The 22479-nt window shown below is 43.1% G+C and carries 20 protein-coding genes and 2 tRNA genes; 14 read left to right on the forward strand and 8 right to left on the reverse strand.

All coding sequences use genetic code 11. The features are described 5' to 3' along the window. Positions 1–17 precede the first annotated feature (17 nt). The gene (locus BMX50_RS25250) at positions 18–980 is read right to left on the reverse strand and encodes an isopenicillin N synthase family dioxygenase (protein WP_091216474.1); all 963 of its coding nucleotides are present in this window, start codon (positions 978–980) and stop codon (positions 18–20) included. A 204-nt stretch (positions 981–1184) separates the two neighbouring features. Here BMX50_RS25250 and BMX50_RS34340 point away from each other — a divergent pair, with 204 nt between their 5' ends. Next, positions 1185–2861, forward strand: coding sequence for a DUF6600 domain-containing protein (locus BMX50_RS34340; RefSeq protein ID WP_143065261.1), 1677 nt, complete (start codon positions 1185–1187; stop codon positions 2859–2861). A gap of 82 nt (positions 2862–2943) precedes the next feature. Then, a complete protein-coding gene (locus tag BMX50_RS25265; protein ID WP_091216483.1) occupies positions 2944–3390 on the forward strand; it encodes a thioredoxin family protein in 447 nt (148 codons plus the stop codon). A gap of 76 nt (positions 3391–3466) precedes the next feature. On the opposite strand, the gene BMX50_RS25270 is transcribed toward BMX50_RS25265, so the two are convergent. Beyond that, a complete protein-coding gene (locus BMX50_RS25270) occupies positions 3467–4312 on the reverse strand; it encodes a ferritin-like domain-containing protein (protein WP_091216485.1) in 846 nt (281 codons plus the stop codon). A 12-nt stretch (positions 4313–4324) separates the two neighbouring features. After that, entirely contained in the window at positions 4325–5017 is a 693-nt protein-coding gene (locus BMX50_RS25275) for a ferritin-like domain-containing protein (RefSeq protein WP_091216487.1), read from the reverse strand. Positions 5018–6496: 1479 nt separating this feature from the next. Here BMX50_RS25275 and BMX50_RS25280 point away from each other — a divergent pair. The 5 genes from BMX50_RS25280 (at position 6497) to BMX50_RS25305 (ending at position 9287) form a co-directional block, all read left to right on the forward strand. Next, positions 6497–6814: a hypothetical protein gene (locus BMX50_RS25280; protein ID WP_091216493.1), complete on the forward strand. Its 318-nt coding sequence runs from the start codon at positions 6497–6499 to the stop codon at positions 6812–6814. Positions 6815–6913: 99 nt separating this feature from the next. Next, positions 6914–6988, forward strand: a tRNA-Val gene (locus tag BMX50_RS25285). A gap of 214 nt (positions 6989–7202) precedes the next feature. After that, positions 7203–7277: transfer RNA gene (locus BMX50_RS25290), tRNA-Val, on the forward strand. A 53-nt stretch (positions 7278–7330) separates the two neighbouring features. Next, positions 7331–7573 (forward strand): GIY-YIG nuclease family protein, encoded by a 243-nt coding sequence (locus BMX50_RS25295; protein ID WP_091216494.1) that lies wholly within the window; start codon positions 7331–7333, stop codon positions 7571–7573. A gap of 490 nt (positions 7574–8063) precedes the next feature. Further along, positions 8064–9287 (forward strand): glycoside hydrolase family 27 protein, encoded by a 1224-nt coding sequence (locus BMX50_RS25305; RefSeq protein ID WP_091216497.1) that lies wholly within the window; start codon positions 8064–8066, stop codon positions 9285–9287. A 139-nt stretch (positions 9288–9426) separates the two neighbouring features. On the opposite strand, the gene BMX50_RS25310 is transcribed toward BMX50_RS25305, so the two are convergent. Both BMX50_RS25310 and BMX50_RS25315 read right to left on the reverse strand, forming a co-directional pair. Next, positions 9427–10080 (reverse strand): NAD(P)-dependent oxidoreductase, encoded by a 654-nt coding sequence (locus BMX50_RS25310; protein ID WP_091216500.1) that lies wholly within the window; start codon positions 10078–10080, stop codon positions 9427–9429. Between the two features lie 240 nt (positions 10081–10320). Beyond that, the gene (locus BMX50_RS25315) at positions 10321–11094 is read right to left on the reverse strand and encodes a M17 family peptidase N-terminal domain-containing protein (protein ID WP_091216503.1); all 774 of its coding nucleotides are present in this window, start codon (positions 11092–11094) and stop codon (positions 10321–10323) included. A 344-nt stretch (positions 11095–11438) separates the two neighbouring features. Here BMX50_RS25315 and BMX50_RS25320 point away from each other — a divergent pair, with 344 nt between their 5' ends. Further along, complete coding sequence (locus BMX50_RS25320; RefSeq protein WP_091216507.1) at positions 11439–12758, forward strand: leucine-rich repeat-containing protein kinase family protein; 1320 nt, start codon at positions 11439–11441, stop codon at positions 12756–12758. Here the strand turns inward: BMX50_RS25320 and BMX50_RS25325 are convergent. Next, positions 12753–13322: a hypothetical protein gene (locus BMX50_RS25325; protein ID WP_091216511.1), complete on the reverse strand. Its 570-nt coding sequence runs from the start codon at positions 13320–13322 to the stop codon at positions 12753–12755. The two genes, BMX50_RS25320 and BMX50_RS25325, sit on opposite strands and share 6 nt — an antisense overlap. A gap of 470 nt (positions 13323–13792) precedes the next feature. Between BMX50_RS25325 and BMX50_RS25330 the strand changes: the two genes are divergently transcribed. Beyond that, positions 13793–14185, forward strand: a complete 393-nt coding sequence (locus BMX50_RS25330; RefSeq protein WP_091216515.1) for a hypothetical protein — start codon at positions 13793–13795, stop codon at positions 14183–14185. 151 nt (positions 14186–14336) lie between these two features. On the opposite strand, the gene BMX50_RS25335 is transcribed toward BMX50_RS25330, so the two are convergent. Together BMX50_RS25335 and BMX50_RS25340 are read right to left on the reverse strand one after the other, a co-directional pair. Further along, positions 14337–15056: a hypothetical protein gene (locus tag BMX50_RS25335; RefSeq protein ID WP_143065262.1), complete on the reverse strand. Its 720-nt coding sequence runs from the start codon at positions 15054–15056 to the stop codon at positions 14337–14339. A gap of 162 nt (positions 15057–15218) precedes the next feature. After that, positions 15219–15413: a hypothetical protein gene (locus tag BMX50_RS25340; RefSeq protein ID WP_091216522.1), complete on the reverse strand. Its 195-nt coding sequence runs from the start codon at positions 15411–15413 to the stop codon at positions 15219–15221. A gap of 72 nt (positions 15414–15485) precedes the next feature. On the opposite strand from BMX50_RS25340, the gene ileS reads away from it, so the two are divergent. The 5 genes from ileS to BMX50_RS25365 all read left to right on the forward strand — a co-directional run bounded on the left by ileS (position 15486) and on the right by BMX50_RS25365 (position 22476). Next, on the forward strand, positions 15486–18869 hold the full coding sequence (gene ileS / locus BMX50_RS25345) for an isoleucine--tRNA ligase (RefSeq protein WP_091216526.1): 3384 nt from the start codon (positions 15486–15488) through the stop codon (positions 18867–18869). Then, positions 18869–19252 (forward strand): TraR/DksA family transcriptional regulator, encoded by a 384-nt coding sequence (locus tag BMX50_RS25350; RefSeq protein ID WP_090533802.1) that lies wholly within the window; start codon positions 18869–18871, stop codon positions 19250–19252. The genes ileS and BMX50_RS25350 overlap by 1 nt, the downstream gene beginning before the upstream one ends. Next, on the forward strand, positions 19253–19858 hold the full coding sequence (locus BMX50_RS25355; RefSeq protein WP_091216530.1) for a lipoprotein signal peptidase: 606 nt from the start codon (positions 19253–19255) through the stop codon (positions 19856–19858). A 585-nt stretch (positions 19859–20443) separates the two neighbouring features. Next, positions 20444–21490 carry an AAA family ATPase gene (locus BMX50_RS25360; RefSeq protein ID WP_091216535.1) on the forward strand — a complete coding sequence of 349 codons (1047 nt, stop codon included), beginning with the start codon at positions 20444–20446 and terminating at the stop codon, positions 21488–21490. A 104-nt stretch (positions 21491–21594) separates the two neighbouring features. Next, positions 21595–22476, forward strand: a complete 882-nt coding sequence (locus tag BMX50_RS25365; RefSeq protein ID WP_091216540.1) for a DUF58 domain-containing protein — start codon at positions 21595–21597, stop codon at positions 22474–22476. Positions 22477–22479 lie beyond the last annotated feature (3 nt).

Below are 22479 nucleotides of genomic sequence, written 5' to 3' on the forward strand. Positions count from 1 at the left end.
AGGGCTCCATAATGCTTTTACATCTTCAAACCAATCTCTCTCAAGCGCTCATCCAAATACTCGCCTGCAGTAATATCGGTATATAGCTTAGGATGCTGTTCATCAATACATGAATCCAGGCTGGTTAAATCCATGCCCGATTTGGGATGAAGGAAAAACGGCACCGAAAAACGGGAAAACTTCATCAACTCGCGGGGCGGGTTCACCACGCGATGTGTGGTTGATTTCAGTTTATTATTCGTTAAACGTTGCAGCATATCGCCAACGTTAACCACCAGGTCTTCGCCGTATGCCTTAACCGGGAACCATGTGTTATCGCGGGTTAGCAGTTCGAGTCCATCGGCACTGGCACCTATTAATAAGGTGATCAGGTTGATATCTTCGTGGGCACCGGCGCGTACAGCATCATCAGGCACCGAATCAGGATCGGTTATAGGGAAATAATGCAGGGTGCGGAGTATCGAATTACCGTTATGAACTTTATCGTCAAAGTAGTTTTCGGGCAGTTCGAGATAAACGGCAATTGCACGGAGCAAATGTTTACCGGCGGCTTCAAGTTTTTTGTAAACCTCGATGGTAGTTGGGTTAAATTCGGGTAGCTCGTTAACAGTTACATTATCCGGATACTGTGCTTTTAGTACATCATCATCCGTTACGGTTTGGCCTATCTGCCAAAACTCCTTCAGGTCGGGGGTTTTAAAGCCTTTGGCCGTCTCTTTGCCCTTCCCTGTGTATCCCCGCTGGCCTGCTAATCCAGGAATTTCATATTGCTGTTTTACTGCATCCGGCTCGGCAAACAACGCCTTTACCTGATCGTAAAGCTTATCTATCAACTCTTTACTTAAACCGTGGTTAGTTATAGTAACAAAGCCGGTTTCGTTAAAAGCCTTGCCAATATCATTTGAAAATTGTTTGCGTTCTTCGGCTGTGCCGTTTATATAGGTATTTAGATCCAGACGTGGAATAGTTACTGTGCTCATAGTTGTAGTTTATAAAACAGGTAGCAAAATTATTTAATTTTTAAGCGTAGTACACAAGATAGCAATAAAATTTTATCCCCATAATTACGCTGACTGAGTTTGTTTTAACGTGTTAAAACAATTTTTGCTTTAAACGTTTTATACTTCTGCCTGTCATATATTTAGCAACAACAATATAACAGGCTTTTTTTAAACACTATTATTATGAAATTCATCAATAAAATATGCGGTATCAGCTTAATAGCATTTTTGATAATGCTTGCCGCGCCAAACATAAGCAAAGCCCAGGAAGGAGGCTACGTATCCGATCAGGAGTTTTACGACGAACTTGATCCTTACGGCACCTGGGTTAGCGACCCGCAATATGGAAACGTTTGGGTACCCGATGCCGGTGACGATTTTAGGCCCTATGCCACCCGCGGCCACTGGGTAGTAACCGATTATGGTAATACCTGGGTATCTGATTATGAATGGGGCTGGGCACCTTTCCACTACGGCAGGTGGCGTTATGATAATTATTATGGATGGGAATGGATCCCGGGCCATGAATGGGCACCGGCATGGGTAAGCTGGAGGCATGGTGGCGGCTATTATGGCTGGGCTCCTCTGCAACCAGGTATCAGCATCAGTATATCTTTTGGTAACAGCTATAATGTGCCCGATAATTACTGGGTTTGCGCACCACAAGCTTATATTAACAGGCCAAACATTTACAACTATTATGTGCCACGTACCCGCGTGGTAAACATTATCCATCAAACAACCATTATTAACAACACCTATGTTAATAATAATCGCACTTATGTAACCGGCCCAAGAATTAACGAGATCAGGCAGGTTACCAATAACCGCAACGTGCGTGTTTACAATATCACCAATGTTAACCGGCCAAACGGCGGCGGCAGGGTGGTAAACAATACCGTGAATATTTATCGCCCCGAAATAAGGAAAGCACCGGATGCAAGGCCTGCAAGGGTAGTAAACGCTGCGGCTTACAGGCAACAAAACCCTAATAACGGCATAGCTAACAGGCAAGCTGGCAACGCAACTATCAACCGCAATAATGCAGCCCGCTTAAGGGAAGTTGCCCGTAATGAAAAGCCCGATAATAAAATAGTGCAGGTTAATCATGCAAGCCCGGCAGCCCGCCCTAACCAGGCAAACGGGGCACGTCAAAACCAACCAAACGCAAGGCCGGGAGATAACCAGGCGCAGCGTCAGCAACAGGCACAACAACGCCAACAGCAGCAACAAGCCCAAAGGCAACAGCAGGCAGATCAAAGACAAAATGATCAAAACCAGCGCCAACAGCAACAGCAGGCACAGCGTCAGCAGCAATTGCAGCAACGTCAGCAAGAGCAGCAGGTAAAAAGCCAGCAGCAAAACCGGTCTCAAGCCCAACAAGAGCAGCAAGCACAACGTCAGCAACAGGCTCAACAACGCCAGCAACAACAGGAGCAAAGACAACAGCAATTGCAGCAACGCCAACAACAACAACAAGCTCAAAGGCAACAGCAGGAGCAGCAACGTCAGCAACAACAGCAGGCTCAAAGGCAACAACAGGAACAACAACGCCAGCAGCAACAGCAACAACAGCAGGCCCAAAGGCAGCAGCAACAACAGGCCCAAAGGCAGCAGCAGGAACAACAACGACAGCAACAACAGCAAGCTCAAAGGCAACAACAGGAACAACAACGCCAGCAACAACAGCAAGCTCAAAGGCAGCAGCAGGAACAACAACGCCAGCAGCAACAGCAACAACAGCAGGCTCAAAGACAGCAACAACAAGCGCAGCGTCAGCAACAGCAACAAGCCCAAAGGCAGCAGCAGGAACAACAACGCCAGCAGCAGCAAAGGGAAAGACGCCCTGAAAACAGGTAAATAAATTATAACCGCTACAATAAACAGCACGTATAAAGCATTATATACGTGCTGTTTTTATTTATAAACGTTACTATTAATAATGAAGAAACTCCTGCATATCAATTATTTTATCATTGCACTCATTCTTGTACTCAGCTCTACGGTAAAGGCACAGGATAACGTAAGTAAGTCATCAACCCAGATCAATTTTATTGAAAACTCCTGGACCGAAGCCTTAAAACAAGCTGCTCGCCAAAACAAATACATTTTTGTAGATGCCTATGCCAGTTGGTGTGGTCCCTGCAAAATGCTTAAGGCTACCACATTCAAAAACAACAAAGTAGCCGACTTTTATAACGACAACTTTGTAAATGTAGCCATTGATATGGAAAAAGGACAAGGGCCGGCCCTTGCTGCCCAGTGGGGGTTGCAGGCCTACCCTACCATGATCATATTTACCAGCAAAGGCAAACCTGTTTCAGGAACTGTGGGCTATATCAAAGCAAACGACCTCATAAAATTTGGCCAGCAGGCATTGAACAAATAGTTCAGTCTTCAGGTATAAAAAAAAAGACCGGCGCTATAAGCAACCGGTCTTTTTTTAACTCAATTAACAACTTTATTTAGGTGTAGATAAAAGTACCTACTAATAAAGCTAACACCTGGTCCATAGATAAAGGCTCATCAAAGGCAGCGGTAGCAATAGCAACCGAAGTAGTAGAGCCAGAAACACTTGGCAATGTGGTAACATTAACCGGGCCCTGGGTAACATTTTGCTCCCCATCATAATTGCCATTAACTTGCGACACGCCTGTATCATTACCCAAAGTAGCTGTACTGGTGATCCACGGAGAAACGCCCAGCAACTGACGAATGGCTGATGCGTGGCGGGCCTCTACTGCGTGAATAGATAACGCAGCAGTCAATATATCCTTATTGCCCAACAAATTAGGTGCCTGCCCTTTGTAGGCGCGTACACCTGTATCTTCAAATGCCAATGCCACTTTCAAAAACAAGGTATAATTGCTGAACAAACCTTTAAACGGCCCGTTGCCTGTGCCGCCGCCGGCAGTAAAATCAAACTTAGGCGAAGTAACCGGCGTACCGCCCGAAGCAGTAATAGCTGTTTTCAGGAATGCAACGTGCTGGTTCTCGTCGTCTTTTACTGTGTTGATATAAGAAGCACCTGCCGCAGGGATCAAACCTGCAGAGGCAGCGCCTGTATTATAAAATGATGATTCGAGATACTCAAGCGTTAAGGCATAATTTAAAACCTCCACCACCGTTGGGGCAGCAGCCGCACCATATGCCCTTTTGAGCATAGCGCCCATAGCAAACGGCACCGCTGCCAGGGCTACTTTTGAACCGAAGCTGGTTATATTTTTGATGGCTGCACGACGCGGGTTAAGCCTGTCGTTCAGCTCCGGATCAAATTTTTCTATTTCGTCTATTATATTAAATAAATTCATGGCGATGTTGGATTAAGCTGTGTAACTGTAATTTGTTGCGCTCACTTTAGTTTTCAGATAGGTGTTTGCAATAGGCAACACCTCAGCAATGGTGGCCGATTTGTTTAAGCCGTTGCTGTCAACCTGATCATCGGCCGCAAATGAGCCTGCAACCAGCATATTGCTGATCAGCGCCGCATGCCTGGCCTCAACCGATACAATTTTACCTGCAATGGTTAAATAACCGGCATCCTGGATCAGGTAACCGGCACCGTCATAAGCTTTAACACCGGTATCCTCAAATGCCTTGGCCGCGCCAAGCACTGCAGATTTTTTGGTAAAATCGATAGTGCTAAAATCGACAGTAAGTGCAGGGATCGCGTTACCGCCTAAAGCAGCTTTGAAAAACTCGCGGTGAAGTACCTCGTGATCGCGAATACTGGTAAAAAGCGCTTTTTCATCAGATGTCATGCCCGAATATGGTGTAGTAATTACCTGGATATAAAATGCGGCTTCCAGTTGTTCGAGCGCATACGCATAATTGAGGATAGCAAGATCGCCTTTGGCACCTATGTCAATGCCTCCACTAACTATTACCTTATGATCTTTGTGGCATGCTGCTGTAGCTAAAAGGCCGGCTGATGCCACGCCTAACCCCGCATAGCGTAAAAATGACCTTCGGGCCATGTTTACTCCGCCTATGCTTTCTTGTTCAGATGTTTTCATAGAGTTCGATTTTTTTGATGCTATAATTAGTTGTTTTGTAGATGGATATACGCCTGTAACAACGTGACGGATTGTAATTAGTTGATAATTAACACACTCTTAATTAGAGTAATTAACTTTCAGTAAAAACCGGGGGACTCTATTTATGGCGTAAGGTTTTAGAAAAACTCAGGAATAATAAAAAAAGGCCGAAAAACTCTCGCAGTTTTTCGGCCCTACATCTACCTATGAAAACAACCCTATGAGAAGGGTATTAATACCTATCCAAACCCGATGCCAAATCATAAAACCGCCTTTATACCCCTATAAATAAGCTTTTTAAAGCTACAACATACAGTTAATGTGGAAAGCAATCCCAAAACCGGGGATTATAAGCTACTGTTAGCTAAATATTCTTAATTAAAAAGCAACGGAATAAAATGAATTTAAATTTTCATTAAATAAAAAAGGCCGGACAACTCTCGCAGTTATTCCGGCCCTACATCTACCTATGAAAAACAACCCTTTGAGAAGGGTAATAAACCATATTCAAACGGGATGCCAATCTCAAAAATCAGCTTTAATTGCCTAATTGGCAGCTTTTTAAAACCAAAACAAGTCTCAATGTGTAGAAATGACACCCTGAACCGGGAATTAATTTCCCAATGGTTAATTTTGGTAGAACTCATTTTAATTTTCAGGCAAAACAGAGCATACAATAAAAAAGGCCGGACAACTCTCGCAGTTGGTCCGGCCCTACATCTACCTATGAAAAACAGTCCTTTTTAGTAAGGACATTAACTCTAATTCAAACCGGATGCCAGATCTAAAAACATATCGTAAAGCGCTAAAAAGCGTTTTTTAGATTCACATTGGACTTAAAGTGTGTAAATACATTCCGGGAATGGTGGTATTATTTTCCCAAAGGTTAAAACTTTGCAAATTGAGAGGGAATTGATCTCACAGGTATTAAAATAGAGTATGAAGCTAAAATAATATCTCCACCACATCATGCTGAACTTGTTTCAGCATCCCACAAGAAAGGTAAACGATTTGCTTAGCACATGGCTTAGCGAGTGAGGTGTTGAAACAAGCTCAACATGACGATAATTTTTTAATCTTATCATCAGTAGATGGAACGACGAAGTGGTATTGCTTTTACGTAGTAATATTTAATCCAAACAACTTCTTACAGCCAACCCAGGTAAATAAAAAAGGTCGAAACACTCTCGCAGTATTTCGACCCTACATCTACCTATGAAAAACAACCCTTTGAGAAGGGTAATAACATTTATTCAAACGAAATGCCAATTGACAAACAAGTGCTTATTTGCTTAAAAAACAGCTTTTTAATATTACCTAAATGTTAAACTGTAGAATTTTTCCCCAAACATGGGTGCGATTTCCACACCCTGGGAAATGGCTAAAAAAATCAAACAATTCCGGATATTAAATGCTTAATAAAAGAAACCATCCCATTTAAACTTTGTTAACCCCATTATGGACTACAATGTATATTTACTGGCAACCGATCCTCAAAACCCCTGCAGGGATGTGATCCACTCCAGGGATACACGCCTTAAGGTAAAAGTTTATTGCCTTGATGAAGAGCGGTTCAGTCCGGATGATAACGAAATCCAGCTTTACGGATATGCCGAACATAAGCTCTATGCCTTTGAAACCGTGAATGTTGCCGCAGAAGACGCACTTGATTTAGTAGGCGCCATACAATGGTATGCCCATTATATCGAATTTCCCGAGATGGAAATCCTCCCCGAAGATCCCCGCCCGCGTGCCCAATACCGGGATGTGAAGTAAACAGCATTCTTATTTATTGAAAATCAGCCATATAAAAATTTTTCAAATTTTATTTTGACAAACAAACATCAACTCCTATATTTGCAGTCCCAAAAGCAAGGGAGCTTAGCTCAGCTGGTTCAGAGCATCTGCCTTACAAGCAGAGGGTCACTGGTTCGAACCCAGTAGCTCCCACAAAAAGCCTAACAGCAATGTTGGGCTTTTTTATACTTGCACTCCTTGCAAATACTTCACAAAAGTATTTGCATTATATGGCAAAGTGATTTAACTTCGCCGCTCGGTTTTACTAAACATATGGTAAAATCAAAAACAAAGGGAGCTTAGCTCAGCTGGTTCAGAGCATCCCGATTTTATATCGGGAGGGTCACTTGAACGAAGAAGCAAAAAAGGGAGCTTAGCTCAGCTGGTTCAGAGCATCTGCCTTACAAGCAGAGGGTCACTGGTTCGAACCCAGTAGTTCCCACGAAAAGCCTAACATTTTTGTTAGGCTTTTTTATTTTAACCTAACCAATCGCTATGTATTTTGCCTATATACTTTTCTCACCTGAAAGAAATAAATACTACATCGGTTCCTGCCAGGATATTGAAGACCGCATTCGCAAACACAACACAAACCATAATGGCTTCACTGGCAAAACTGGTGACTGGGTATTAAAATGGAAAGAGCAGCATTTGGATAAAGCCTCAGCCTTAAAGAGGGAAAAGCAAATAAAGAATTGGAAGAGCCGAATAATGATAGAGAAACTCATCCGGGCTTAGCTCAACTGGTTCAGAGCATCCCGATTTTACATCGGGAGGGTCACTGGTTCGAACCCAGTAGTTCCCACAGAGAAGCCTAACAGCAATGTTAGGCTTTTTTATTTTAATCTAAAAAGCTGATTAAATTTGATTGTTTTTTAACTGTAGCGTCTCCCGCATGCTATTTACGGTAGTAAAATGACATGCAAAGCTACTTGTCCTACAGGAGACGCAATTATGCGTCTCTACCCGAAAAAATCTCGAATCGTTTTTAAACAGGTACTAACCACTCGCTAATATCTCTTACCTGTATTTTAGCTCCTGCAGTTCCATTCTCAAAATACATCGCGCAAACGTTTGCTCATATCAAGAGGTTTTTGACGCCTTTTTTGCATGATATACGACACCGCCCCTAAATTTTTCAATTAAAAAAACACAAACATTTGCCCCCAGTCATATTAGCGAGTTCAATACGCTTGTCAACGACCGCTTTCCGCTTATATTTATGCCTATGAATTTCACCCGTCGAACCTCAAGAATTATATTCCTGATACCTTTCCTTGCTATTTTTATTGCGCTCCAATCAACAGCACAAGTGACAAAAGCGCCAATAATGGGTTGGAGCAGTTGGAACAATTTTCGCGTTAATATTGATGAGCAAATGCTAAGGCAACAAGCTGACGCAATGATAACAAGCGGTTTGTATGATGCGGGCTACCGCTTTATTAATATTGATGACGGCTACTTCGGAGGCCGCGACATGAATGGGAAATTATTTGTGGACACCCGCAAATTCCCATCAGGTATGAAAGCACTTGTTGATTACATCCACTCTAAAAAACTTAAAGCTGGCATTTATACCGATGCTGGAAAAAATACCTGCGGTTCGATATGGGATAAGGATGAGAAAGGCGTAGGATCGGGAATATACGGGCACATTGACCAAGATTGTAACCTGTTTTTTAAAGACTGGGGCTTTAACTTTCTTAAGGTGGACTGGTGCGGAGGGGAAGTCCTGAAGCTTGATGAGCAAACAGAGTACACGAAAATTATTTCGGCAACGAAAGCCATTGACAGCAATATTGTTTTCAACGTTTGCCGTTGGAAGTTTCCCGGGGAATGGGCCATCAACAAAGCGGATTCATGGAGAATATCCGGAGACATCAGCGCGAAGTTTTCGTCTATCCTCGCGATCATAGATATTGATGCCGGATTAGATAAATATGCATCATCCGGCCATTACAATGATATGGACATGCTACAGGTAGGTCGGGGCATGAGTTATGACGAGGATAAGACTCATTTTTCTATGTGGTGTATGCTTAATTCGCCATTGCTGGCCGGAAACGACCTTCGCACCATGTCTAAACAAACCATCGACATACTTACAAACAAAGAAATAATCGCATTAAATCAAGATCCCGGCTTTAAGCAGGCGAAGAGGATATTTCGCGAAAACAATGTTGATGTTTGGGTAAAGCCCCTGGGAGTAAATAGCGATAATTCGTGTGCTATTGCTGTCATGAACCGCAGTGATCATGAAACCGTTTTCGATTTGTCGGCAGAAAAGATTAACATCAGTTCCAAAAGCAAGTTGCGGGACTTATGGATGCATAAAAACCTTGGACAAATAGGCAGATCAAAAAAAATCACCATCCATAAACACGGCGTCGTTGTTTTGCGAGTATCCCAAAACGTGTACCCCTATTACATGCTAAGAATTGAAAATCCATAAGTCAAATTTCGCTATCAGGCGTAAATTCAAGAGAAAATGATTAGAGACTGATAAAACAACCGGCTAAAATCCCCTACACTTAAACCCAAAACATTTTAATGTGGTGATACTCATAACCGCCGAATTCTTAACGGGAATATTACTGATAAATAACCGGGCAAGCCCTTATATAACGCTTGTCGGTTACCTGGTTCAACAAAAAGCGGGCGACGGCCTCGCGGCTAATGATTAGCCGGGGCTTTGGCTTTCCACTAATACTAACTTTTATTGGCTTATTCCTATTCAGGTTAACCAGCCCAACTGGGCGAACCACGGTCCAATCCAATCTGCTACCTGTCAGCAGATTTTCCTGCATACCATGATCTGCATAGGCCGGACCGATATTACTATGATCTATCAGCCAGCGAAACCATCCGGGTATGTCCTGCCTTGACTCATTAACTCCCCAGGCCGAAGTAATGATGATCCGACGTGGTGATTGTTCTCCGATACCTATTACCTCCCTAACCGTTTCCGAAAGCAGGTTCACCGGCGTACGGAGCTTTGACCATGGCCAGTCCGATGTACGGGATATATTCAGCGTACTGATAATCGCTTCACAACCGAAGGCCGCTTTTCGCAACTGTGCCATATCAGTCGGCAATCCTTCAAACAAAAACAAGGCTGGCGAACTTATGTTTATCTTATTGCGGTCGCGCACCAACGCATGTACGATGTGGCCTTCTGAAAGCGCCAGACGCAGCAAATGCGCCCCGGTACGACCAGTAGCGCCCAGGATAAGCAGGGTTGCCATGAAACTATAATTCTATCGATTAATGTTATAGTGTAAGTAAATATCGATATAATTATAAAAACTCACCCGCACAAAAAGCGCTTTTCAATACAGCCTGAACAATACATCAAAAGCATTGATATTATCGTCCCTAAGCATTTCCAACAGTTCGTGACCAGCGGGAGGGGTATCAAATTGCTGCATCCGCCAAAATTAACAACCTACGTAAAGTTAACTAACAAGCTGATTGTAAGACTATGGTTAATTCCCCTTAGCAGTACTAACAAAAGCTTTAACTGCATCAGCCGTAGTTTGAAAGAATGCCGGCCCGGCAAGTAATGTTATTTGAGTTATAGGCTTAGCCGAGCTCAACGAATGACCTTTCAAAAAAAGCTCAGTTTCATAAGCATTTGTAGCACCTTTAATAACATTCACCGCAACAGCGCCAGTAGGTGAGTCAATCCCCGCATCTTTTAAATCACTGGCGTGCGAATAACTGCTTACCCCAAGCCTCAAAGCTTCACGCATTTCTACACGGCCAACGCACGTCATCAGTTCGGGATTAAATGCTCTGCGGTCTCCAAGCCCTATAATCAACAGTTTCTCGGCGGGCATGCTGCCGGCGGGCGATGTTATTAATATGGTTTCCAGTGCCCGGCCTTCAAACCTGCCGCTCTTTCGCAATTCGGTGAGTATTCCTTTTAAAGCATCATCTATGTGCACCAGGCCATTAAGGTTGCGCGGCAATGCGGGCGGCGAGTTAAAAATATCTCCTTCGGTATATTCAAAAACGCAAATAACCTGAAGTGGCGTTTGCTGATTGGACGGGGATTGAACTGCGGTAGCTATATTAATGCCATCTATTTGCCCCAATACTGCCGATGTTCCTGACTTGGGTAATGCCGAAGCATTTGTTTGTGCCCAACTGTTTGTAAAACTTGTTAAAATTATGACTACGATGGCTATGAACAATCGCAACAAATTTACATGAGATTTTATAGCCGTTTTCTTAGTTGTTGTAATGGTGCGTTCCATGATGACGATGTTTAAATTGATAATATGATCTCGTTATTGTTGCGTCAAAAATGGAAGAAATGAACAAACAAAAAGATGACTTAGATTAAGAAATGAAAGCCCCCTAAGAAACTGTTTAAAAACGAATGGAAAGTTTTTTGTAGGGACGCATCACATGCGTCTCCCCGCAGACGGGCCGATTCAAAAGACTTCTAATCCCGTCGGAAATTGCACGCGGGAGACGCATGTGATGCGTCTCTACATTTAAAACAATCATTTTTAAACAGCCCCTAAGACAAGGTTGTCGCTATCCGCGCAGCACAACCAAAATGTTAAGCATTTTTTTGTTCCTTTGCCTCCAGCCTATGCAAACATTAAAGCAGTTACAAAACGGAGAACTAAAAGGGGCGGTATCGCTTAAACTGTCAGAGAGCCTTTCCCATTTCCCGGTTGAAATTTTTGAACTGGCAGATACACTGGAATATCTTGATCTATCGTTCAATAACCTAAGCTCTTTACCCGCAGATTTTGGCCGGCTCCAAGAACTAAAGATTTTTTTTTGTTCGGAAAACCAGTTCAAGATTTTGCCTGATGTGCTGGCTGATTGTCCGCTGCTGGATATTGTGGGCTTTAAATCAAACCGGATAGAAACCGTACCACCAAAATCGGTTAATACCAATCTTCGCTGGCTCATCCTTACCAATAACCAGATCATGGCATTACCTGGCGAAATAGGCAATTGCAGCAGGATGCAGAAACTAATGCTTGCAGGCAATAAATTAACGGAGTTACCGACTTCACTTGCCAGTTGCCTTAACCTGGAATTACTCCGGATCTCGGCTAATCAGTTAAATGAGTTTCCTGAATGGCTCTTGTCGATACCTAAACTATCATGGCTGGCTTTTTCGGGTAATCCTTTCAGCTACAAACCAACAGTACAGCCGCTTGAATTAATTGACAGCTATGAACTGGAAATTAACCAGTTGCTTGGAGAAGGAGCCTCGGGCGTGATCTCTAAAGCCACATGGAAGCATGATAATGAAATCAGCGAGGTTGCAGTTAAAATATTTAAAGGAGCGGTTACCAGCGATGGCCTGCCCGAAGACGAAATGAACGCCTGTATCACCGCCGGCAATCATGAGGGACTGGTAGAGCTGATTGGCCAGATCAGCAACCACCCCGAAGGAAAAAAAGGACTGGTGATGAAACTCATACCCCAAACTTTTTACAATCTCGGCATGCCGCCCAGCCTGGTAAGTTGTACACGGGATGTTTTTAAACCCGGCATGGGCCTTTCACCGGCACACATTTTAAAAATTGCAAGCACTATCGCCTCAGTTGCAGAACACCTGCACAGCAATGGCATCATGCACAGCGACCTTTACGCCCACAACATTTTGGTTGACGATGATGCCAACACGCTATTCAGCGATTTTGGGGCTGCCTGTTTTTATGACCTGTCAGATACAGGAACCGCAAAAAAACTTGAATTGCTGGAAGTACGAGCTTATGGCTGTTTACTTGATGACCTTATCAGTTTGTGTAATGAAGCAGATTCCCGGTTAATATTAAAACTTGAAGAGCTCAGGGATGCGTGCATGAGTGACAACATGGAGAACCGCCCGCCGTTTCAAGTTTTAAACAGAGACTTGATGGTATTAGACCGTGAACATTTTGTGCTATAGCGAAGCCCATGTTGTTGATAGCCTCATTAAATCATCCTCTTCCCCATCAAGTAAATCAGCCAGGCAGGTAAAATAATTAATCCCTGCAAGGCCTAAGCCGCTTGGAGCTAATGTTGTTTCGGTAATGAAATAACCGTTATCAAGTTCTACAATCAGCTTTTCGTCCTCAAACCCTGAACTAAGCAAATCAACTATGCCCCTGCCTTTAATGTTCATTAATTTGTTTTCAGCAAATTCTGTTTTATAAGGCCGGTAAGCAAAGATGTGCCTTATCTTAACTATCAGTCTTTTCCAGCCTGTGTAATTATTATAAGCCAGTTCGGCAATTGATTTCTTTCCCGGGTTAACATGCTCTATTTTAATCGAAGGATGCAGGAAAATACTTTTCGCACCTGGATCGGGCGTTTCTATCCTCACTTCATCATTAAAATCATAAGGAATGCTTACAAACACACCTCCTTCAAGCTCAATAAAACAGCTGGCAAAATCAAGTTCGTATTGCCCGATCTTAACCAGGCAATAAATATCTGTTATTCTCTTTCCGATCAGGTCTTTCGGATACATAAAATACCATGTGGAGGTTTAAGATCGCATGCAAGTATATAGGATTTTTCAAATTTGTACATCCTATTATGCTTTAGCATGGATATAAAGGTAACCCAGAGGTTTGCTTTTTTAGAAAAATTTGAACGAAAAATGATAATTTTTGCTAATCCGTCGACACATTCGTCTTATTCGTCGGTTTTTTTTTGATTTTAACAATCCATGTATTAGATTTGCAGCTATTTCAATACAAGGTTACCACCTTGATTTGTGATAAGGTTTAGGTTTAAAGCCTCCAAGCAGCGAGTGCAAGGAGGCTTTTATTTTTTAATCTTATCCATAACGCATCAACTAAAGTTTTAGTATTTAAACAAGCGATAAAAAATTTGAAGTTTTCGGTCGTAAATTGAACTCGGGACAGGAACCACCTCCATGAAATCGAAATCAAGAAAAACTTTTATAATTTACCTAACACCGTGTAGGTTAACATCATGAAATTTGTCTTAACGTTCAGTACAATTGCCTTTATCACATCAATGATAGTTAGCTTATTTTCAGGCTCCGGCGAAATGATGGGGTTTACTTTATTCTTCAATATTGGCTATTTGTTAGTTTCATTTATTACCTGGCCCCTCATCAATCTGGCTATAAAATCAAATCGACTTATCCCCGCTGCGATTAAATGCCTCTTAGGCCTCATTATTCTAAACTTAATAACTTATTTACTCGCCGGAACTATCCCGACAGCTACGTTATTGGGACAAGGCAAACCGGGCGACAATATTACCATATGCGTTATAGCCCATCTGATCTATATATTCTCATTTTCTTTCTCACTGATCTGGTTAGGGCATAAAACCGAAAATGAAGCTGAGACGCCATAACGTGATTAACGCAATACCCAACTTTCAACTGCCCGTTGTTGGTGTTGTCACCAACAACTTTTGCCCCATGCTTTATGATATCCAAAAGTCTTTTCAAATACCGCGCGTAGAGAGTTGTTGGTGACAACACCAACAACGGCAGGAAGCATTATCAATTATTAAGTTCCTTAACTATTTTGGTTTTTATAAACTTAAAATGTCCATTGGCGTTAACTTTCCAGATATCATCTTCAATTTGGGAATCATAATTATATTTTTCATCGATCTGCATTTCGTACAAATAATGAAGCCTCAACGTAAGATCTTTGCTTATAGTTGTATTTAAACTACCTTGAAAATGACTATTTCCTAAAGGGTCGTAAGCTACAATACGCATTGCGTCAATTACCTTCAATTTGTAGGTCAATGCTACAAGTATCGATCCATCTATTAACACCAAAAAAAACCGTGGCTTCATGGCGATCAAGAACCAGTCAGACTTGAAAGTAGAGTCTGCCAGATCAAATGTCGATGGCCTGTCCTCTCCATCAATGATACTTGCACCTATTTGCCTTTCCCTTAGTTTTAACTTAAGCCCCGTAAGCTTTTTTTCTTTAAAAGCAGAAAGATCAATTGAATTGGAAGCAGAAGTTTCAATTGGAGCAGGCCCGGATGAAGAATCTGTTGTACTGACAGGAAATTCGGGAAGCCCCAAATTGAGTAAACGCTTAACCAGCTTCGCGCTATCGGTTAAAGCATTTTCTATTTCTGCATGCTTAGTTTGTTTAGGGAACCCTGAAATGCCCGGAGCTTTACTATGAGGTACAGTATTTGAGGTACAGCTACAGTACAAAATAGCAGGAATAATTAAAATGATAAGGCGTTTTAGCATAATTAAAAATAATGGTTTCTATGATGAAACGCATATTTTTCACCGGCGCTTTTTTTATAAACATTAAGCAACAAGACATGACGCATAATTGTTGTTGACAACTCCAACAATGGCCAAGCTATCTGTCAATTCATTAATTCCACAAATTCGGGTTCAGAAAACTCACTTATTTTCCTTAACTACATCAATAAGCCAGGTCACCAGGCCAATGAAACCGGCAATGAACAATCCAGCTCCTGCACCACGCGCGTAATCATCCCATTTATCGGCCGGGCCACTGGGAATGGCCATTCCTGCCGAAAACAGGATAACACCTATTAATAAAAGATAAACAGAGCGTTTTGCTTTATTTTTCATCGGCGTAAATTAAAAAAATCATTTTTAATTTCTGTATTTTTGCAACCTCTTAAAAACGAGGTGAAATAATAGATGTACAAGGAATATAAGCAGTTAAACTTATCGCAAACCGGCAAAGAGATACTGGACTTCTGGAAACAGAAAAACATTTTCGAAAAAAGCATTACCAGCCGTCCGGCAGGTAACCCTTATACTTTTTATGAAGGGCCGCCGAGCGCTAACGGTATGCCTGGTATTCACCACGTAATGGCGCGCTCTATTAAAGATATTTTTTGCCGTTACAAAACCCTTAAAGGTTACCAGGTAAAACGCAAAGGCGGCTGGGACACCCATGGCTTGCCTATTGAGCTTGCTGTTGAAAAAGCCCTTGGTATCACTAAAGATGATATCGGCAAAAAAATAAGTGTAAAAGATTATAACGATGCCTGCCGCAAGGAGGTAATGCGCTATACTGACGTTTGGAACGACCTGACCGAAAAAATGGGTTACTGGGTCGACCTGAACGATCCGTACATCACCTACAAAAACGAATATATTGAAAGCCTTTGGTGGATACTGAAGGAGTTGCATAAAAAAGATATGCTGTACAAAGGTTATACCGTACAGCCATACTCGCCAAAATCAGGTACCGGTTTAAGCTCACACGAGCTTAACCAGCCGGGCACCTACAAAATGGTGAAGGATACCACGATAGTAGCACAATTCAAGGTAAAAAAAGATGCGGATTCTGCGTTTTTGTTTAATGGCATAGATACTGAAGTATTTATCCTGGCCTGGACAACCACACCATGGACTTTACCTTCAAACTGCGCCCTTGCCGTTGGCGAAGGCATTACCTACGTTAAGATCAGCACTTTTAACCCGTACACTTTCCTGCCGGTTTATGTGGTTTTGGCTAAAGACCTGGTTAAAAAATACTTTAAGGCCGAAGGTGAGAATGCTTCATTTGCCGATTACAAAGGCGGCGACAAGATCATCCCATGGAAAATTGAGGCCGAAGTAAAAGGCAGTGAGCTGGTGGGCATCCACTACGAACAACTGATGCCGTATGTAACCAATGAAGATCTGGAGCAAAACGCTTTCCGCGTTATCCCGGCCGATTTTGTTACTACCGAAGACGGTACAGGTATAGTACACACCGCGTCTGTTTTTGGTGCCGACGACTTCAGGGCCTGTAAGGAAAACAACGTACCATCAGTAATGGTAAAAGACGAAACCGGCAAGGATGTTCCACTGGTGAACAAACAGGGCCGTTTTGTTGACGAAGTTACCGATTATGCGGGTCGTTACGTTAAAGAAGAATATTATACTGATGCCGAGCGTGCCGAAGAAGGTTTTAAACCAACCGACGTACTCATCTCTATCAAATTAAAAACTGAGAACCGCGCGTTCGACGTTAAGAAATACGAGCACAGCTACCCTCACTCATGGCGCAGCGACGAGCCGATATTATATTATCCGCTTGATAGCTGGTTTATCCGCACTACCGCGGTTAAGGATAAAATGGTTGAGCTAAACAAAACCATCAACTGGAAACCGGAATCAACCGGTACCGGTCGTTTTGGTAACTGGCTGGAAAATTTGGTTGACTGGAACCTTTCCCGTTCTCGCTACTGGGGTACCCCGCTACCTATCTGGCGCGAAGAAAACGGCACTGAAGAAATCTGTATTGGTTCGATTGCTGAATTAAATACAGAGATCGCGAAATCAATCAAAGCAGGTTTCATGCCTGAGGGTTTTGTGTTGGAAGATATGCACCGCCCTTATGTTGATGATGTGGTATTAGTATCGTCAACAGGTAATAAAATGCTGCGCGAGCCCGACCTGATCGACGTTTGGTTTGATTCGGGTGCTATGCCTTATGCGCAATGGCATTTCCCGTTTGAAGGTCAGGAAGAATTCAAGAGTGCCTATCCGGCTGATTTCATTGCCGAAGGTGTTGACCAAACTCGTGGTTGGTTCTTCACCCTGCACGCGATAGCCGCAATGCTAAGCGAAGCAAGTGACGAGGTAAAAGCCATCAACGAGCAGGTGGGTAACAAAGGCATCGCGTTTAAAAACGTGGTTTCAAACGGCCTTGTATTGGATAAAAACGGCAACAAAATGTCTAAGCGTTTAGGCAACGCCGTTGATCCATTCGCGACCATTGAAAAATATGGCGCTGATGCCGCCCGCTGGTACATGATCAGCAATGCATCGCCATGGGATAACCTTAAATTTAATGAAGAAGGTATAGATGAAGTTAGGCGTAAGTTTTTTGGCACGCTGTACAACACCTATTCATTCTTTACGCTGTACGCTAATATTGATAAGTTCACATACAGTGAGCCGGAAATAGAAAACAGCAAACGCCCTGAAATTGACCGATGGATTATATCACTCCTAAACACCCTCAGCAAAGAGGTTGACGGTTATTATGCCGATTTTGAACCAACAAAGGCCACCCGCGCTATCCAGGAGTTTGTGGATGTGCATTTCAGCAACTGGTTTATCCGCTTAAGCCGTCGCCGTTTCTGGAAATCAGATGATCCGCAAGATAAATTATCAGCATACCAAACATTATATACCTGTTTAATTGCTATCAGCAAGCTAATGTCGCCTGTTGCGCCGTTCTTTGCCGATAGGTTATATTGTGATCTGAATGCTGTTACCGGCAAGGAAGAATTTGAATCGGTACACCTGGCTTACTTCCCTGAGTACGACAGCAGCCTTGTTGATGCCGAGCTTGAAGAGCGCATGCAGCTGGCCCAGGATATCTCGTCATTAGTGCTTTCGCTACGTAAAAAGGTGAATATCAACGTGCGCCAGCCATTAAGCAAAATTTTATTGCCAATACTGGATAAAAGCTTTAAATTACACGTTGAGCAGGTTAAAGACCTCATTTTGTCTGAAACCAACATTAAGGATATCGAGTATATTACCGATACCACTGGTTTCATTAAAAAGAAAATAAAGCCAAACTTTAAGGCCTTAGGCCAAAAAGTAGGTAAGGATATGAAAGTTGTAGCCGAAGCCATCACAAATTTCACCCAGGATGATATCACCGCTTTAGAAACTAACGGCAACATCCAGGTTCTTGATGGCAAATACGAAGTATTAGCTACCGACGTTGAAATCATAGCCGAAGATGTTCCCGGATGGCAGGTGGCAAATTTGGGAAAACTAACCGTGGCTTTAGATGTTACCATAACCAACGAATTGAAACAGGAAGGTATCTCGCGCGAGTTTATCAACCGTGTGCAGAATATACGTAAGACCAAAGGATTTGAAGTAACTGACAGGATAAATGTGCAGGCAAGCAGCACCCCGGTGATCAAAGAGGCCGTGGAAAACAATCTATCCTATATTTGCGCCGAAATCCTGGCCGATAGCATCGTGTTTGTGGACAACCTGACCGAGGGAGAACCTGTTACAATTGATGAACAAGAAATATTGATTGCTATTAGTAAAGTATAATGAAACAAGAACAAGAAAAAACCAGATATTCTGAAGCTGACCTGCAGGAATTTAAAGGGATTATCCTGGATAAAATGCGCATAGCCCGCGAGGAATTAAACTCATTGGCTACGTCATTGAGTTCGCCTAATGCCAACGGCACCGATGATACCGCCGGTACTTACAAAACATTAGAAGATGGTTCGGCCACGCTTGAAAAAGAGCAGATTAACCAATTGGCCGCACGTCAGAAAAAGTTCATTGAGCAGCTTGAGGCTGCGCTTGTACGTATTGAAAATAAAACTTACGGTGTTTGCCGCGAAACGGGCAAGCTGATCCCGAAAGAGCGTTTACGTGCTGTTCCGCACACCACCCTTTCAATGGAAGCTAAATTAAAGCAATAAATGAAGGCTGCTTATACCAAACCTTTTTTAACTGCTGCCTTTATCATCCTTGCCGACCAGATCATTAAAACCTGGGTTCGTGCACACATGCAAATGGGCGAAGAAATTCGTTTCCTGGGGAGCCGGGGTATGTTGCATTATACCGAAAACAACGGCATGGCATTTGGCATGGAATGGGGCGGCGATGCGGGTAAACTGGCTTTAACGCTGTTCCGCATAGTTGCGGTTTGCGGTATAATTTACACCCTTATTTATTTAATTAAACATAAATACCACCGCGGGCTCATCATGAACGTAGCACTCATTTTAGCCGGTGCTATGGGCAATATCATTGATTCAACCTTTTATGGTTTGATGTATAAATATGCCCCGATATTTCATGGCCGTGTGGTTGATATGTTTTACTTTCCGTTGCTACGCGGCACCTATCCGTCGTGGTTCCCGTTATGGGCAGGTGAATCATTCGAGTTTTTCAGGCCGGTATTTAACCTCGCCGATGCCTCTATCTGCGTAGGCGTAATTATGATTCTCCTGTATCAGAAGCGCTATTTCAAACATGAAAAACCCGAAATAGCCAGCCCCAACAGCGAAATGGTTGAAGAATAGAATTATTATAGATTTATATATGAAAAGCCGCGATGAGCGGCTTTTTTTGTTTGTGAAGCGTTCGTAATCAAATAAATGTCATTGCGAGAAGCGAAGTGAGGCCTCGCGCGCATTAGGGGCGACGAAGCAATCGCGAACTTTGCATGGCGGCTCTGTATAGCATGCGATTGCCACGCTATCGCTCGCAATGACATGGTTTTTATTTGTTTTTACAGGAAATCTCATTCTTGCGCTCGTTTGCAACGAGTGCTTAATATGGTTTGGCGATTGTATCGCCTGTTGCGTTATAAACGCAAACCCAGTTTACGCACTCGTTGCAAACGAGCGCGAGTTCGAAAGCCCATACAACTCACCATTCAATAAAATGTCTTTTAGTACGTTATATGTACAAAAGCAACTAAATAATGTATATTGGGGATTTAACAGGGCCGGATTTAACAATTACCACCAAACATTGTGAGTGCTAAACAGATATATCGGCCACGATACATTACGATTTAACACTTTTTAACATTTAAGAATAGATTTTAGTTGGCGAAAAATTGGGCGGGTGTTTAAGTTTGCCTACCGAAACGAAAAAATTTAATGGAAGAACAAAATAGCTATACAGGAAATGTCACTTCGGCAGCTCCGACATCGTATTCAACCGATATCAGGGCGCTGAATGAAATGATACAAAGAGAAAGCGCATTTATCGATCTGCTGATCATGGAGATGGATAAAGTGATCGTAGGTCAGCGTTACATGGTTGAGCGCTTGCTGATCGGCTTATTGGCCAATGGTCACATTTTACTGGAAGGCGTACCGGGCCTGGCAAAAACGCTGGCCATCAATACGCTGTCAAGAGCTATCCAGGCCGATTTTAGCCGGATCCAGTTTACACCGGATTTGCTCCCTGCCGACGTACTGGGTACCATGATCTACAACCAAAAGAAAGAAGAGTTTATTGTGCGCAAAGGCCCAATCTTCTCAAACTTTGTTTTGGCCGATGAGATCAACCGTGCGCCTGCCAAAGTGCAAAGTGCATTGCTTGAGGCCATGCAGGAGCGCCAGGTAACTATTGGCGATACCACCTACAAACTGCCCGATCCATTCCTGGTATTGGCAACCCAAAACCCGATTGAGCAGGAAGGTACCTATCCCCTGCCCGAAGCACAGGTAGATCGTTTTATGCTGAAAGTAGTGATCAAGTATCCTAACAAAGAGGATGAGAAAAAGATCATGCGGGCTAACATTTCGCCTTCAGGCATGAATAAGCCAAACGCCATTATCAAGCCCGAAGAGATCATCAAAGCCCGCAAAATAGTACGCGAGGTTTATATGGACGAAAAGATCGAGCAATATATCATCGATATTGTTTTCGCTACTCGTTTCCCTGATCAGTTTAAGCTTGCCAAATATAAAACGCTGATTACCTTTGGTGCATCGCCAAGGGCAAGTATCAGTTTGGCTTTGGCAGCAAAAGCATATGCCTTTATTAAGCGCCGCGGCTATGTGATCCCTGAGGATGTGCGTGCTGTTTGCCATGACGTGTTAAGGCATCGCGTTGGCTTAAGCTATGAGGCCGAAGCAGAAAACATCACCAGCGAGGATATCATTACAGCGATCCTGAACGCGGTTGAGGTACCGTAAACCTCACCCCCTGCCCACTCCTTTGGAGAGGGAGATAAAATGTAAAATTGTTAATTAAAAGGCTTTTAAAGTCCTCCCCCTCGGGGAGGATTTAGGAGGGGTACATGGCTAAAGACACCAAGGATCTGCTAAAAAAGGTAAGGAAGATAGAGATCAAAACCCGTGGCTTAAGTAACCACTTATTTTCGGGCGAGTATCATTCTGCTTTCAAGGGCCGGGGTATGGCCTTTAGCGAGGTTCGCGAATACCAGGTTGGCGACGAGATCCGCACTATCGACTGGAATGTAACGGCCCGCTTCAACGCACCTTACGTAAAAGTATTTGAAGAAGAGCGCGAGCTTACTGTAATGGTGCTCATGGACGTGAGCGGATCGGAAAACTTCGGCACACAGAACCAACAAAAGCAGGACCTGGCAACCGAACTCTGCGCGGTACTGGCATTTTCGGCCATACAGAACAATGACAAGGTAGGCATCATATTTTTCAGCGATAAGATCGAGAAATTTATCCCGCCTAAAAAAGGCCGCAGCCATATCCTGATGATCATCCGTGAATTGATCGCTTTCCAGCCCGAAAACAAGGGTACCAACGTGGCCGAAGCGCTGAAATATTTCACAAGCGTTATCAAAAAGAAATGTACAGCCTTTGTGATCTCTGATTTTATTACGCCCGAGTTTGAAAACGAGCTTAAGATCGCCAATAAAAAGCACGATATCATTGCCTTAAAACTGTATGATAAACACGAGGAAGAGTTTCCTAACCTGGGCCTCATCCCTGTTAAGGACGAAGAAAGCGGGCAAATTATGTGGGTAAATACTGGCGATAAAGCCGTTCGCGACGCTTTTAAATGGGATGCCGTGAAACGCAACGCCGCCCTGCAGGATACTTTTAAACGCTCGGGGGTTGATTATACTACCATTGGCACACATGAATCATACGTTAAACCATTAATGACATTATTTAAAAAGCGGGAAGGCAGGCGGTAAAAT

Origin of the sequence: Mucilaginibacter gossypiicola (genome assembly GCF_900110105.1) — a bacterium.
In the GTDB taxonomy this organism is placed as follows: Bacteria; Bacteroidota; Bacteroidia; order Sphingobacteriales; family Sphingobacteriaceae; genus Mucilaginibacter; species Mucilaginibacter gossypiicola.